The sequence below is a fragment of the Formivibrio sp. oc-25 genome (genome assembly GCF_055810895.1).
The window spans coordinates 1-15449 of record NZ_JBVVOL010000009.1 but is presented as its reverse complement, the minus strand read 5'-3'; the positions used below and the strand labels follow the sequence as shown (position 1 = coordinate 15449).

The 15449-nt window shown below is 57.5% G+C and carries 16 protein-coding genes; all 16 read right to left on the bottom strand.

All coding sequences use genetic code 11. The features are described from left to right. Positions 1-71 precede the first annotated feature (71 nt). The 16 genes from AC0KVQ_RS07750 to tmk all read right to left on the bottom strand — a co-directional run bounded on the left by AC0KVQ_RS07750 (position 72) and on the right by tmk (position 15251). The gene (locus tag AC0KVQ_RS07750) at positions 72-752 is read right to left on the bottom strand and encodes a Bax inhibitor-1/YccA family protein (protein ID WP_473420573.1); all 681 of its coding nucleotides are present in this window, start codon (positions 750-752) and stop codon (positions 72-74) included. Between the two features lie 102 nt (positions 753-854). Next, a complete protein-coding gene (gene tldD, locus AC0KVQ_RS07745) occupies positions 855-2303 on the bottom strand; it encodes a metalloprotease TldD (protein WP_473420572.1) in 1449 nt (482 codons plus the stop codon). A 175-nt stretch (positions 2304-2478) separates the two neighbouring features. After that, the gene (locus tag AC0KVQ_RS07740; RefSeq protein ID WP_473420571.1) at positions 2479-3015 is read right to left on the bottom strand and encodes a hypothetical protein; all 537 of its coding nucleotides are present in this window, start codon (positions 3013-3015) and stop codon (positions 2479-2481) included. 16 nt (positions 3016-3031) lie between these two features. Next, complete coding sequence (locus AC0KVQ_RS07735) at positions 3032-3643, bottom strand: MarC family protein (protein WP_473420570.1); 612 nt, start codon at positions 3641-3643, stop codon at positions 3032-3034. Between the two features lie 96 nt (positions 3644-3739). Further along, the gene (locus AC0KVQ_RS07730) at positions 3740-4780 is read right to left on the bottom strand and encodes an ABC transporter ATP-binding protein (RefSeq protein WP_473420569.1); all 1041 of its coding nucleotides are present in this window, start codon (positions 4778-4780) and stop codon (positions 3740-3742) included. A gap of 1 nt (position 4781) precedes the next feature. Then, the gene (locus tag AC0KVQ_RS07725) at positions 4782-6380 is read right to left on the bottom strand and encodes an ABC transporter permease (RefSeq protein ID WP_473420568.1); all 1599 of its coding nucleotides are present in this window, start codon (positions 6378-6380) and stop codon (positions 4782-4784) included. Between the two features lie 83 nt (positions 6381-6463). Then, positions 6464-7459 (bottom strand): Fe(3+) ABC transporter substrate-binding protein, encoded by a 996-nt coding sequence (locus AC0KVQ_RS07720; protein WP_473420567.1) that lies wholly within the window; start codon positions 7457-7459, stop codon positions 6464-6466. A gap of 282 nt (positions 7460-7741) precedes the next feature. Further along, a complete protein-coding gene (locus AC0KVQ_RS07715) occupies positions 7742-8167 on the bottom strand; it encodes a hypothetical protein (protein ID WP_473420566.1) in 426 nt (141 codons plus the stop codon). 121 nt (positions 8168-8288) lie between these two features. Then, the gene (locus AC0KVQ_RS07710; protein ID WP_473420565.1) at positions 8289-9053 is read right to left on the bottom strand and encodes an SDR family NAD(P)-dependent oxidoreductase; all 765 of its coding nucleotides are present in this window, start codon (positions 9051-9053) and stop codon (positions 8289-8291) included. Continuing rightward, the gene (gene hpnE, locus AC0KVQ_RS07705) at positions 9050-10363 is read right to left on the bottom strand and encodes a hydroxysqualene dehydroxylase HpnE (RefSeq protein ID WP_473420564.1); all 1314 of its coding nucleotides are present in this window, start codon (positions 10361-10363) and stop codon (positions 9050-9052) included. The genes AC0KVQ_RS07710 and hpnE overlap by 4 nt, the downstream gene beginning before the upstream one ends. Positions 10364-10417: 54 nt before the next feature. Further along, complete coding sequence (hpnD, locus tag AC0KVQ_RS07700; protein ID WP_473420563.1) at positions 10418-11254, bottom strand: presqualene diphosphate synthase HpnD; 837 nt, start codon at positions 11252-11254, stop codon at positions 10418-10420. Further along, a complete protein-coding gene (aroC, locus tag AC0KVQ_RS07695) occupies positions 11251-12351 on the bottom strand; it encodes a chorismate synthase (protein ID WP_473420562.1) in 1101 nt (366 codons plus the stop codon). The genes hpnD and aroC overlap by 4 nt, the downstream gene beginning before the upstream one ends. 60 nt (positions 12352-12411) lie before the next feature. Further along, complete coding sequence (locus AC0KVQ_RS07690; RefSeq protein WP_473420561.1) at positions 12412-13182, bottom strand: TatD family hydrolase; 771 nt, start codon at positions 13180-13182, stop codon at positions 12412-12414. 62 nt (positions 13183-13244) lie between these two features. After that, positions 13245-13610, bottom strand: coding sequence for a PilZ domain-containing protein (locus AC0KVQ_RS07685; protein ID WP_473420560.1), 366 nt, complete (start codon positions 13608-13610; stop codon positions 13245-13247). Then, positions 13603-14631, bottom strand: coding sequence for a DNA polymerase III subunit delta' (gene holB / locus AC0KVQ_RS07680; protein WP_473420559.1), 1029 nt, complete (start codon positions 14629-14631; stop codon positions 13603-13605). The genes AC0KVQ_RS07685 and holB overlap by 8 nt, the downstream gene beginning before the upstream one ends. Further along, complete coding sequence (tmk, locus tag AC0KVQ_RS07675) at positions 14628-15251, bottom strand: dTMP kinase (RefSeq protein ID WP_473420710.1); 624 nt, start codon at positions 15249-15251, stop codon at positions 14628-14630. Before tmk ends, holB begins: the two co-directional genes overlap by 4 nt. Positions 15252-15449 lie beyond the last annotated feature (198 nt).

Genomic DNA, 15449 nt, shown 5'->3' with positions numbered 1-15449 from the left:
GAAAATCAAAAAGCGCCGGCAGGTTCGCCGGCGCTTTTTCGTACAGCCAAACAGCCTGAAATTATTCCCGATCAATCACGGCTGTTGCCGGTGAAAGCCATCAGGATATGCAGCAGGCTGACGAACACGTTGTAGACATCCAGGTACAACTGCAGCGTTGCCGTGATGTAATTGGTTTCGCCACCGTTCACGATACGGCTGACATCAACCAGGATATACAGCGAGAAGATCACGAGCACCGCCGCCGAGATTGCCAGCGACATTGCCGGGATGGCGAAGAAGATGTTGGCAACCGCAGCCAGCAGCACGATGATCATGCCCACGAACAGGAAATTGCCCAGGAAGCCGAAATCCTTCTTGGTCACTGTGGCAATGGTCGACAGCGTGAAAAAGATCGCCGCAGTACCGATTGCTGCCGTACCGATCAGCTCGGCACCATTGGAAAAGCGCAAGGCTACCTGCAGGATCTGAGACAGCCACAGCCCCATGAAACCGGTCCAGCCGAGGAGGACAAATACACCGGCAGCACTGTTCTTGGTCTTTTCAATGGCATAGAAGCAGCCAAAGCTCACGCCCAGAAACAGCAGCAGGCCCATCAGGGGCGTCATGGCAAACTGCATGGAAATGCCGAGCATGGCACCCGCTGCGGTCGGCAGCATGGACAGCGCCAGCAGGAAATAGGTATTGCGTAACACCCGGTTGCGCTCGGCGACAGCCATGGTGCTGCCGTAGGTCGCGGTGTTAAATCTCATTTTGGTTCTCCTTGAGAATCAAGCCAAACGCACGCTGCGTTCGCTTATAAGATGCCTGTGGCCGGTAAAAGTTTCAAGCACCGTAACGAAAATTCATCTTGTTCAGCCTGTACCACCGACAGTCAAGCCACCATCGATGCGCAAGGTGGGTTGCCCCACACAGACCGGCACGCTCTGACCTTCCTTGCCGCACGTACCCACTCCGGGATCCAGCGCGAGATCATTGCCGATCATGGTAACCCGGGTCAGCACATCCGGACCATTGCCGATCAGCGTAGCGCCTTTCACAGGGTAGAGCAGCTTGCCCTTTTCCACCCACCAGGCTTCAGCGGCGGAAAACACGAATTTTCCGCTAGTGATATCAACTTGGCCCCCACCGAAATTCACGGCATACAGGCCGCGATCAATCGATGCGATGATTTCGTCCGGTGTCTTGTCACCCGCCAGCATCAGCGTGTTGGTCATGCGCGGCATCGGCAGGTGCGCAAAGCTTTCGCGACGACCATTGCCGGTTGGCGCGGTGTTCATCAAACGCGCATTCAGGGTATCCTGCAGATAACCGCGCAGGATGCCATCCTCGATCAGCGTGGTGCACTGCGCGGGCTCGCCTTCGTCATCGACATTGATCGAGCCGCGCTGATACGGCAGCGTACCATCATCCACCACGGTCACGCCGGGAGCCGCCACCCGCTCTCCTATGCGACCGGAAAAAGCGGATGCGCCCTTGCGGTTGAAATCGCCTTCCAGGCCATGGCCAATGGCTTCATGCAGCAGAATGCCGGGCCAGCCATTGCCGAGCACGACCGTCATCTCGCCCGCAGGCGCCGGGCGGGCATCCAGATTCAGCAAGGCCTGATCAACAGCCTTCTTGGCATAGTCGTGCAGCACGGCCTCATCGAAAAACGCGTAATCAAAGCGACCGCCGCCACCCGCACTACCCTGTTCACGCCGCCCACCATCTTCGACGATCACCTGGATCGACAAACGCACCAGCGGGCGAATATCGGCGGCACGTCGGCCATCATGGCGTGCGATGTAGATCAGTTCGTATTCGCTGGCCAGGCTTGCCATCACCTGCGTCACCCGCGAATCAAGCCCTCTGGCAATGTGTTCCAGCCGCTCCAGCAGCACGACCTTGGCCGATTCATTCAGACTGGCGAGCGGATCAAGCGGACGATACAGATCCAGCCCCGCCACTTGCCGGCGCAACGGTGCAATGCCGTGACCACCTTGCCGGCCGATGGCGCGCGTGGCCTGTGCCGCCTCTTGCAAGGCACGCAGGCTGATATCGTCGGAATAGGCAAATGCGGTTTTTTCGCCGCTGATTGCCCGCACACCCACACCCTGGTCGATATTGAAACTGCCGGCCTTGACGATGCCTTCGTCCAGGCTCCAGGCCTCGCTGCGCGAATACTGGAAATACAGATCGGCATAATCAAGTTCGTGCTGGAACAACTGGCCGAATACCTTGTCGAGCACTGCATCATCCAGCGCAAAAGGTTCCAGCAATTGTTGACGTACGGTATCGAAGGGATCGGAAGGGGGGATCATCAGCATATTATGGCCACAACACCGGCCGTGCCGGATGAGTTAGCGTTACAAGACGGAACGCTAGACTAGCTGAAGTCGATGCATGACGAAAGTGTTACGCATCAGTTATGAACGGAATGGCACAGCTTGCATGGGCAGATGGCTTGCCTGGCAGGCAACATCCACCCCAGCACTCCTACTGCGACACCGAACTCGCGACCGAGCCTGGTCGCCCTTGCTGCAGACATGACTGCCAATCATGGTTTCCTTTGCCGGATGTTACTTTGCAATCAACATTACCGAAGCGGACATAGCGCTTGGCTGGCTCCGACGCTTGCCTGGCTGCAGACTTGTCCGGACTCTGCGCTACTGAAGTGGAAGCTGCTGCGGCCTGTTCCTTTTGCATCGACTGCAGGGAAACGGCAAGTTCTGCTTCCAGCTGATCAATCCGGCTGGCCTGTTGCATCAACTTCTGCTGCAACGATTTTTCCTTGGCCTCGAACAGTATTCGTTCCTTTTCGAGCTCGGCCAGTTTTTCATTGAATTGCGATGCGCGCTCAACGTATTGCTTGCGTTCCAGCGCCAGCTTGGCACGCCCTAGCCCCAGTCCGGCCAGCAATGCCAGCAACGCACCCAGCAGGACTGCGGCGATCAGCAGGGGAACACGGAAATGGGCAAGGCGCTCGGCCAGGCTGATTTTTTGAGGTAGTGGACTGGCTTCTGTCTCGGACATGTGACTTGCTCCCCGATCAACGCAGCGCTTGGTTCAGTTGCAACACGTAATTTTGAATACCCGATAGCAGCATTTCCACGGCAATGGCCGTCAGCACCAGCCCCATCAGGCGCTCGAAGGCCTTGGTGACCGATTCTCCGACAAAATGGCAAATGCGCTCGGCCGACAATAGCGTCACCATGATGACCAGCATCGTGACCGACAGGGCTGCCAACACTTCCGGCATTTTGTCCGGCCCGCGCGCAACCAGCAAGAGCACCGTCGCCAGCGCGGATGGGCCGGCGATCAGCGGAATCGCCAGCGGCACGATAAACGGCTCCTTTTCCAGCGTCTCGCCCATGATGCCGTCCGGATGTGGAAATATCATGCGCAGCGCGATCAGGAAAAGCACGACACCGCCGGCAATGCCGAGTGAAGTCTCGGACAGGTGCATGACCGACAAGAATCCATGTCCGAAGAACATGAACGCCAGCAACACCAGGTAGGCGACGCCGACTTCACGCAAAATCACCTTGAGCTTGCGTTCAGGCGGTACATTCTTGAGCAGCGATACATAGACCGGAAAACCGCCCAAGGGATCGGTAACCAGCAATAGCAAGATGGTAGTGGAAAGGAAGGAATTTCCCATAGAAACCCGGGAGCATGGCACCAATTGTCGATGCGGCTATGATACCGGAACAATCTGGCTGTCCCATGGCGGGAAACCGCAATGGGACAGCCAAGTTCAGCGCGCGAAGGCAATCAGGTGATCAGCCTGTACGCGGATACCGATATCTTCGCCGATATCATGATTGTGATGGCTGGCCACGAGTGACAACACCTGCTGGCCGGAAGGCAACGCCAGGGTATAGAGGAATTCCGCACCTCGGAATGCCTTGGCGACAACCTTGGCGCGCAACGGGCTGGCATCATCATGCTGCACATCATCCGGTCGGATCAGTACATCCAGTTGCCGACTTTCCGGGTCATCGGCACAGCGTATGCCGGCCAGTTCGCCCAGCTCCGTCTGCACACAGTCCCGTCCGTCGACATCTGCGACGAGCCAGGCCCCTTCACCGATAAAACCGGCCACATAACGATCCACCGGACGGTGGTACAGATCGTACGGGCTGCTCCATTGCCTGATCTGGCCCGCATGCATCACACCCACGCGATCCGCCATGGCGAATGCCTCATGCTGATCATGTGTGACCAATAACGCGGTCGTCCCGGCAGATTTCAAAATCGCGCGCACATCCTGCGCCAGTTTTTCCCGCAACTCGGCATCCAGATTGGAAAATGGCTCATCCAGCAGCATCAGCTGCGGTGCTGGCGCCAGCGCCCTCGCCAGTGCGGCACGCTGCTGCTGCCCACCGGAAAGTTCATGCGGATAGCGCTTGGCCATCTCTTGCATGCCCACCAGCGCCAGCATTTCCGCCACGCGCGCATCGCGCTGCGGACGGTCCATGTCACGCAGGCCGAATCCGACATTGCCGGCGATATCCAAATGCGGAAACAATGCATAATCCTGGAAAACCATGCCGATACGCCGCTGCTCTGGCGGCACACTGCGATCCGGGCCACCAACGATCTTGCCCGCCAGTCGAATCTCCCCGGTCAATACCGGCTCAAAACCGGCCACGGCACGCAACACAGTGGTTTTTCCGCACCCCGATGCCCCGAGCAAACAGCCGATTTCACCTTGCTCCAGCCCCAGGGCAAGGTCGTGCACGACTGGCGTGACGCCGTAACTGATCGCAAGTCGATCGATTTCCAGCAACGGCATGTCATTTCTCCGTTTGTCTTATCAAAAGCAGTACTGGCAACAATCCCGCCAACACGATACACAGACTGGGCAATGCTGCACTTTCCCACATCCCTTCCGATGTCATTTCAAACACGCGCACCGCCAGCGTGTCCCAGCCAAACGGTCGTGTCATCAGGGTAATCGGCATTTCCTTGAGCGTTTCCACAAACACCAGCAACAAGGCAGACAAAATACCGCCTCGCAGCATCGGCAGATGCAGGCGCCACAACAAGGCGCGGCCGGTCACGCCGAGGGACCGCGCGGCATCTTCCTGATTGCGGGTAATGCGCTGCATGGCGGCTTCGACCGGCTGATGGCCAACCGCCATAAAGCGCGCGGCCAGCGCCAGCAGCATCACGGCCACGGTACCTTTGAGTACCTGAGTTACCGATCCGCCCAGGAAGTTGACCAAGGCAATCAAGCCATTATCCAGCCAGGCAATCGGGATAAACACGCCCACTGCCAGCACCGTACCTGGTACGGCATAGCCGAGGATGGCCAAACGCCCGAGCCAGCGCGTGGCCGGATCATGAAAACGCCGTGCCAGATGCGCCAGCAACAAGGCCACTCCAGCCACGGCCAGCGCCGTCATCGCCGACAGTAGCAAGGAGCGCAGCACGAATCCCCAATAACGGGCATCGGCATCCTGCGACCAGACCGCCACACTCCAGTACAACAACTGCGCGGCTGGAATGGCAAAAGCGAACAGCAGGACAGCCAGGCAAAACCCGCACGCCAGCCAGCGCGGCCAGCCATAAAGGAGAATGCGTGCGCCCTGTCCGCCCTTGCCATGGAAACGCCTGGCGCCGCGGCTTCTGGATTCCGCCCAGGCCAGCACCAGCACGAACAGAACCAGCAATGATGCCAGTTGCGCTGCGGCTGGCAGGTTGAACAAGGCAAACCATGCCTTGTAGATCGCCGTGGTAAAGGTATCGAAATTGAAGATTGCCACCGTGCCGAAATCGGCAAGGCTCTCCATCAACGCCAGCATGACGCCTCCCGCCAACCAGGGACGCGCCATCGGCAAGGCAACACGCCAAAACGCCTGGCGGCGGGTCAGACCCAATGTCTGGGCTGCCTCCAGTGCTCGCCGGCCCTGTGACAGGAAAGCCTCGCGCGCCAGAAGATAAACATAAGGATATAGCGCCAGAGTCAGCGTCAGCACGACCCCGCCTGGCGAGCGGATTCGGGGGAATACGCCAGTGTAGCCCAAGCCTTCACGCAACCAGGTCTGGATCGGGCCGGTATAGTCGAACAAGCCGACCTGAACGAAAGCCAGCACATAGGCCGGCATTGCCAACGGCAGCATCAGCGCCCAGGAAAAGAAACGTCGGGCGGGGAATTCGCACACCGCGGTCAGCCAGGCCAGCGGTACGCCCAGCAACAACACGCCCACGCCCACGCCCACAACCAGCAGCAGGGTATTGCGCAGAACATCCGGCAGCACGTACTGGGTCAGGTGCGCCCATACCTCAACCTGAGGCTGCAGAAATGACGACAGCACCACAGCTAGCGGCACCAGCGTCAACAAGGCCAGTGGCAAGGTATAAAAACTGCCACGCGAAATAATTGTTTTCATGCGTCCAGCAGATGAAAAACCCGCATCACACCTGAAGGCGGGATGCGGGTCAAGGTGCAGATCAGAAAGGCCGAGGATTCAGATCACTTGTAACCGGCCCGGTCCATCAGCTTCGTGGCCTGTGCCTGCAATTCCCCAGCCTTGGCCACATTGATCAGATTGGGTTTGAACGAACCCCAGCCCGTCACGATGCTATCCGGTTTGATCTTCGCATTGGCCGGGTATTCCATATTGCGGTCGGCATACAGATTCTGCGCTTTTTCCGATGACAACCATTCGATCAGGCGAATCGCACCCTTTTCATTCTTGGCGTAACGCGTCACACCCGCACCTGAAATGTTCACATGTACGCCATCGGCTTTCTGGTTGGCCCAGAAGATGCCCACCGGGAAATTGGGCTCTTGCTCAACAATACGACCATAGTAGTAAGTGTTCGCGATCCCGACTTCGCACTGGCCAGCGGCAATTGCCTTGAGCATGGCCGTATCATCAGCAAAGACATCAGTCGCCAGATTGGCAACCCAGCCACGAACGATCTGCTCCGTCTTGGCTTCACCATGCTGCGCGATCAACATGGCCACCAGCGACTGGTTGTAGACTTTCTTCGAGGTGCGCAAACATAGCTTGCCCTTCCATTTCGGATCAGCCAGGTCTTCGTAACTGCTTAGGCTTTCGGGTTTGAGCTTGTTCTTGCTGTAAAACATGGTACGGGCACGTACCGACAAACCGAACCATTCGCCATCGGCTGCACGCAGATGCGCCGGAATATTCTGGGCCAACACGTCGGATTTGACGGGCTTGAGCACGCGCTGGTTAGCAGCCTGCCACAAATTACCGGCATCGACCGTAATCAGCATGTCTGCCGGGGTATTTGCGCCTTCTGCCTTCAGTCGTTCCAGCAAAGCCGCCTCGGTACCGGTGATGAAACGGACATCTACGCCTGTTTCCTTGGTGTATGCGTCAAACAACGGCTTGATCAGCTGCTCATTGCGTGCGGAATACACCGTTACCACCTCAGCTTGCGCCATGGCACCAACCGTCGCCAGCGCCACCGCCAGCATTGTCAACTTTGATTTCATCGTCATTTCCTTGTCCGTGATGTCAGCAATGTGGCGATGATAATAGCAATGAGAACCGTTATCAATGTTGATTTAGATCATTTTCTGACGAGTTACTCTGACAGGCCGGTTGAATAGGTGAGAGAAATTGAGCTGGCCAGTTACCAGGCCAGCGATGGCCTCAACCAGGAAAGCATGCCCGGCTCGTGAACACTACAGGAAACAGGGGAAACCACACGATGGCGAATCAAGGACAGATTCAGCAGAGGTGAGTGGCCGGAGCAAACACCCCGGCCAGAAACATTACTTCTTGGCTGCCGGCGCAGGACAAGCGCTGGTCACAACATAATCACCAGACTCTTTGAGGATATCAGTGGCCTGGGCGCAGGCTGCAGCATCGGCCGCTTCCAATTGCAGTGGCTTGCCGCTGCTCTTCTGCTGCAAAGTCAGCTTGACCGGCAGGCTGGCCGATTCGTTATCGGAATCCAGCCAGCAATCCACGGCGTACTTCAAGACATCAGGCTTGCTGTCAAACAGGGCAACAAACTTCTGGCAGGATGCCGCATCCGGCTGCACGATCTGCCAGGTCACCTTGCCTTTGAAGCCATCGGTAAACTGTGCAATCTTGCCACCTGGCGCATTACGCTCAACTCCACTGCTCGGTGCCTGTGTCGCACATCCGGCCAGCAAACCAGCAACCCCTGCCGCAATCATCAATTTTTTGAACATTTACATCCTCTCCTTGTTCGCTTGTTGTCTGACTCAACACACGAAGAAACATCAAAACAACGTTTCAAAATGAGCCAAGACAAGTCTACCCACAAACAAAGCAGGAATAAAGCATTCAAAATCAATTATTTAAAATGTCGGAAAAATACAATACCTCACCACTCTGGCCACGGCTGGCGGAACCCAGCCAGTACAGCACCGCAGGTGCCAGGCGTTCCGCTGCGGGTAAGGTATCCTTCGATTCAGCCGGATGCGTAGCCAGGCGAAATGGCGACTGAATCGGGCCAGGCACCAGCAGATTGATGCGCAGATTGGGCATGCCATCCCATTCATCCGCCGCAATTTCCACCCAGTTTTTCTGACCAATCTTGCTGACACTGTAGCCACCCCAGAAAGCCTTGGGTGCCATTGCATGCGTCTCTCCCAGCACCAGCACGGCAGCATCCTCGGATTGCTGCAGCAATGGCAGCAAGGCTCGCGTCAAGGCAAACGGTGCCGCAACATTGACCCGGAACATTTCAATCCATTCATCCAGTGTCTGGTTGGTCAGGGGGGAAAGGTGAGAAAAACCATTGGCAGCATGCAAAATGCCATCCAGCCGCCCGAATTCCTTGTCGATCATGACTGCGAGCTTGCCAATCTCAGCCTCACCAATGCGGGCAAGATCAAGCGGCACTTCAGCCGGGCGCGGGTAACCGGCGGCCTCGATCGCATCGTAGACTTTGGCCAGCTTCTTTTCGTTGCGATCCAGCAAAATGACAGTAGCACCGCGACTTGCCAATGCCCTGGCAGCCATCTCACCCAGGCCTTGCGCTGCGCCGGTGACCAGGATAACGCGCCCGAGAAAGCTGTCCGGTGCAGCCTCAAAAGTTTGCCACTGCATCATGTTATTGTCTCCAGTAGTTGTTTGGCGGCAGCAACGCCGCTGCGTACCGCACCTTCCAGCGTTGCCGGGTAATCAACATCCTCACCCTTCGTGTAATCGCCAGCCAACCATAATCCAGGATTGGCAGTACGATTGGTCGGCCTCAACATACCCGGCACACAGGCATAGGTCGCCAGCTTTTCGGCGATCATGCCGCGCCACTCAGCCTTTTCCGGCAACTGCAAACGCTGATGCAATTCTGCCTCGATCGCCGACATCAACGCCTCACGCGTCAATTGCATATGCTGGCCTTCGGCCGATATCACGACCGCAATCAGGCCCGGCGTAGCATGGCTGTAATTGCGATCGAACACCCATTGCGCCAGAGAACCAGACAGGCCGACCATCGGGCAAGGCAATCGTACCTCGGGCAGGTATTGCAGATAGAGCGTGACGATAGGCTGGTATTCCCACGCCTCCAGTTGTTGCGCCAGCGCTGTCAATTCAGGCAAATCGCGCAACACCATGCCAGCCCGATGCGGTGGCAAGGCGCAAACCACGGCATCAAACCATTCGCTGTCAGCACCCACCAGCCAACCAGTGCCTGCCTGTCGCAATGACTTGACCATTGATCCCAGGCGCACAGCTCCCCCGCGATCAGAGATAAAACGTGCCGCCGCAAGTGGAAACAGCTCGGAAAAATCCACTTTCGGAAACAACAGGTCCGAGGCTGCACGCGTCCCACCCAGGCTGTCACGCAAGACATTGAGCAAGACCTGCGCCGAGGCTTTTTCAATCGGGGTATTGAGCGCCGCGACCGTCAACGGCTGCCAGAATCGTGCGATCAACCCGGCTGGCTGCGCCTGCGATGCCAGCCAGTCTGCCACCGTACAGTCTTGCACCAGCTTCCAGTTGGCAGCCCGGGCCGATTGAACCGCCCGGATCAGACGCCAGCGCGCACGCAAGCCCAAGCCACTCGCGCGCAGCAGGCCAGCGACCAAGTGCAACGGTGCAGGCAAGGCCGGGCAACGCAATCTGAAGCCGGGTTCAACCACCAACTGCAGCGCCTGGCGCAAAAAGAGCGATTCAGCATCCAGTCCGACCCGTTGCATCAATCGCAACAGCTCACGGTAGGCGCCGATGATCAAATGCTGGCCATTATCGAGTGCACGTCCATCCAGGGTGACACCGCGAGCCCGGCCGCCCAACACCCTGCCGGCCTCGAACACCGTGACCGCAACGCCTGCTGCCGCAAGCTCGACTGCCGCGGCCATGCCCGCGTATCCACCACCGAGGATGGCCACACGTTTAGTTTGATTATCAGGACTCATGGGAGAAATTCCGAGCCTGCCGCATGCACGGATCCGCATGCGGCATACGATTCGTCAGGCGAAGAACCAAGCTTTCCAGGCCAGCCACACTTTGCGCAGCTTGCCCAGAGACAGGCGCTGGTTCAGCACTTTGCCAGCCCCATCGCGCTTGATTTCGTCGAGCGTGGTGCGGTAGATCGCCGCCATCACCAGCCCGCAACGCTGCGCCTTGCGGTCGGCCGGAGGCAACTCATCCAGCGCCTTGGCGTAATAATGCTCGGCGCGTTCGATCTGGAACTCCATCAGCGCCCTGAAGTTGTCAGTTTCCTTCAGGCTGAACAGGTCATCGGCCGTGACATTGAAACGCTGCAGCTCATCCACCGGGATATAGATGCGGCCACGCCGTACGTCCTCGCCCACGTCGCGGATGATATTGGTCAGCTGAAACGCCAGCCCCAGATCATGCGCATACTTCAGCGTCCTGCGATCGGTGTAACCAAAAATCTGCGCCGAAAGCTGCCCGACCACCGAGGCGACACGGTAACAGTACAACTGCAGATCCTTGAAGCTGGCATAGCGCGGAATATCGAGATCCATCTCCATGCCGTCGATGATCTCAAGGAACAATTCGCGTTGCAGATCAAAAGCTTTCACATGCGGCAGCAAGGCGCGTGTGACCGGATGCTGCGGGCCGCCGGCATACAGATTGTCGATTTCGGCGCGCCACCAGTTCAGCGTGGTACGCGCGACATTGTCGTCGTGGGTTTCATCCACGACATCATCCACTTCGCGGCAGAAGGCATAGAGCGCGGTAATGGCCCTGCGACGATTTTCCGGCAGGAAGCGGAAACTCGAATAGAAACTGGAACCACTCTGCCTGGCCTTGTCGTCGCAGTATTGATCCGGCGTCATGCGATCCGCCCCGCAATACGGGGTGTCGCCACCGACACATCGTCACACTGCCCGCGATGACGCAAGGCATGGTCGATCAGCACAAGTGCCAGCATCGCCTCGGCAATCGGCGTCGCACGAATCCCCACGCATGGATCATGCCGGCCTGTGGTCGCCATCATGACCGGATTACCCTGCTTGTCGATTGAGCGGCGCTCCTGCGCGATACTGGAAGTCGGCTTGATCGCCATGTGTACGACAATATCCTGGCCAGTGGAAATGCCGCCAAGAATTCCACCCGCCTCATTGGCGGCGAAGCCTTCGGGCGTCAGCTCATCGCAATGCTGCGATCCTTTCTGGGCAATCGAGGCAAACCCGGCGCCGATCTCGACCCCCTTGACTGCATTGATACCCATCATCGCGTAGGCAATGTCTGCATCCAGCCGGTCGAATACCGGCTCACCCAACCCGACCGGAACCCCTTCGGCCACCACCGTGATACCAGCCCCCACCGAATCGCGCTCGCTGCGGATCTGGTCCAGATAGGCTTCCAGTTGCGGAACAATGGCCTGGTTCGGGGCAAAGAAAGCATTCTGTCCCACCTCGTCCCAATTCATGAACGGAATGGCGATCTCGCCCAGTTGATGCATGTAGCCACGAATCGTAATGCCAAACTTTTCCGTGAGCCATTTCTTGGCAATGGCCCCAGCGGCCACACGCACCGCTGTCTCGCGCGCAGACGAGCGCCCGCCGCCGCGATAATCGCGAATGCCATATTTATGCCAATAGGTGTAATCGGCATGGCCGGGGCGGAAGGTTTCGGCAATCTTGCCGTAATCGTGGCTACGCTGGTCCTGGTTACGAATGAGCAGGGCGATCGGCGTACCCGTGGTCTTGCCCTCAAACACACCGGACAGGATTTCGACCGTATCCGGCTCCTTGCGCTGGGTGACATGACGACTGGTGCCAGGCTTGCGCCGATCAAGCTCAAGCTGGATTTCTTCCGCAGTGATTGCCAGCCCCGGAGGACAGCCATCCACCACGCAGCCAATGGCGGGGCCATGCGATTCGCCAAACGAGGTAACAGTAAACAGGTGGCCAAAGGTATTGCCGGACATCCATCATCTCCAGACGCGACTGCGCGATCAAATTGGCTGGGATTTTAGCACAGGGATATTTCAGGCCCGGGCACGGGCAAACAGCCGGAAAAAGTTATCCGAGCTCGCGGCTGCCAATTCTGTCACCGGCATGCCACGCAGATCGGCAATATGCTCGGCCACGTGCTTCACCAGGGCAGGGTGATTCATCTTGCCGCGAAAGGGCACCGGCGCCAGATAGGGGGCATCCGTTTCGATCAGCAAGCGATCCAACGGCACTCGTTTGGCCACTTCCTTGAGTTCCTGCGCAGTCTTGAACGTGACGATACCGGAAAAGGAAATGTAAAAACCCAACGCCAGTGCCTGTTCAGCCACCCCCCAGGATTCGGTGAAACAGTGCATGACACCACCAACCCGCTCGGCACCTTCCTCGCGCAGGATCTGCAATGTATCTGCCGCGGACTCGCGCGTATGGATGATCAGTGGCAAACCTGTCGCGCAAGCAGCATGGATGTGCGTGCGAAAGCGCTCGCGCTGCCACGCTGGCTTATCCTTGTGCCAGTAATAATCCAGACCGGTTTCCCCGATGGCAACCACCTTGGGCCACTGCGCCAACTCCAGCAATCGCTCAAGACTTGGCTCTTCGCCCTCCTCGTGGCTGGGATGCACACCCACCGAGGCAAACAGGTTTTCATGTTCCTCTGCCAGTGCAAAAATCTGCGGCAGGTTTTCCAGATCCACGCCGACGCATAGTGCGTGGCTAACCTTGTTTTCGAGCATCTGGGCCAGATGCAGATCGAGATCCTTGGCCAGATCAGGAAAATTCAAATGGCAATGCGAATCCACAAACATCGGATCAACCTCAAATGAAAAAGCCGCACGCGCCTGGTGCGGCCTGATGGGAAACAGGGTCGTTACATGGTGTGCGTGGTACGGGCAGACTGCAGATATCCACCAAGCAAAGCCTCGATCTTGGCACGTGCCTGATGGCCGGCTTCGTTGCCGGAGAACTGCACACCAATTCCCTGCTGGTGATTATTGTGCGCACCTGCAGGCGTCAGCCAAACCACATGCCCGGAAACTGCAATCTTGGCCGGATCATCCAGCAAGGAGAGCAGCATGAAGACTTCATCACCCAAGGCGTAATGCTTGTTGGTCGGGATGAAGATGCCGCCATTTTTAACAAACGGCATGTAAGAAGCATAAAGCGCCGCCTTCTCGCGGATATTCAGGGAAAGTACGCCAGGGCGACTCATCGACGGCCTGCCAGATTCAGCCATTTCTTCCTCCACGCAGCCGCCCATGTGCAGCCTCGAGGTATGAGAACAACAAAGACTCAAAAACCAGTCGCTGATTCAGCGGGTGGTGCGACAATCGACGCGACTCACGCAATTGATCATTCAACTTCAACATGGATGCAGTTTGCCGGGACAATCGCGTTATCTGATCACGTCTATCCGGATAATAGCGGATATGGCCACTCAGCCCAACGCTGATCAAATCGTGTACCCATTTCTGCAGCCAATCGACCAGCAGCGCGGTATCCAGTTTAGCTTTTTCCAACTCAGCCGCCACCGCAAGCACATTGAGCGAAGCCGGGCTGGCGATATGATCCAGCAAGGCATTGCGCACCGGCAGCCATTCCGCATGGGCATCATCCAATGCGGCAAGCGGAGCTCCGGCGGTATGTGCCAAGTGTAGCGCAGGATTTACGACGCCTTGTGACGCCAACCATTTACTTGCGATATGAGCATCGGGCGTGTGCAGAGGAAATATGCGGCAGCGACTGCGCACCGTTGGCAGAAGTCTGCGCCAGTGGTGCGATACCAAAATAAAGGTTACGCCTGCCGGAGGCTCCTCCAGCATCTTCAGAAACGCATTGGCAGCACTGGCATTCATGACCTCTGCCGGATCGATCAAGACGACTTTCGCACCACGACGATGGGCGGTCAAATTGACGAAATCAGTCAACTCGCGAATTGCCTCAACCTTGATCAGCGGAGCCTTGCGCTTGCCTTTACCCTCCTCCGTTTCACTCTCTGCCTGATCATCCGGCGAGAGCACACGCAAGTCGGGATGATTGCCACTGGCAAACCAGCGGCATCCCTCGCATTCGCCACATGGAACATCGATTTGGGACGCAGATTCGCACAGCAGATATTGGGCCAAGTGCTCGGCAAAGCGCCGCTTGCCAATCCCGGGCGCCCCCGTCAGCAATAGGGCATGCGGCAAGGTCGCCGCATGGCGCACCAATTGCTCCCAGGCATGCGCCTGCCAAGGGTAGAGTGCCATGGGCTTCATGCTGGCAGAGACTCCAGCACATCGGACAGCTCTTGGCGAATCGACTCCAGCGATCGATTGGAGTCCACGACCCTGATTCGTCCCGATGAAGCCTGTGCGCGTGTCAGATATGCCTGACGCACACGCGTATGGAAATCAGCAGCTTCCTGCTCAAAACGATCCAGTGTACGACCGTTGGCGAGTCGTTCCTGGCTGACAGAAAGGGGAACATCAAACAATAGCGTCAGATCAGGCTGCAACATCGACTGCCCATCACCTTGCACCCACTGTTCCAACTGCTCCAACTTTGTCTGCGACAATCCCCGCCCGCCGCCCTGATAAGCGAAACTGGCATCGGTAAAGCGATCGCTCAGCACCCAATCACCTCGTGCCAAGGCAGGCTCAATGACTTGGGCAATATGCTCGCGCCTTGCCGCGAACATCAGCAAAGCCTCCGTTTCAAGATGCATCGACTCATGCAGCAACAAAGTTCGCAGCCTCTCCCCCAGAGGCGTCCCGCCCGGTTCACGAGTAACAATCACTGTTTTTCCATGCGCTTGCAGCCATTGGGCAATCCAGTTCAGATGGGTGCTCTTACCTGCTCCATCGAGCCCTTCGAGAGAAATGAACTTTCCACGCATGTTTTCTGGGTTTGGCATGCCAATTATCTTGCTGAACGGAGGAGGGATTTTCGCACAATCAGACATGTGATGGCGCAGGCAATTGCAGCTGTCCACCAAAGCAAAACCCCCAGCTTTGTGGGCTGGGGGTTTTTAAGGGGAGTCTGGCGATGACCTACTTTCACACAGGCAATCTGCACTATCATCGGCGCTGAGGCG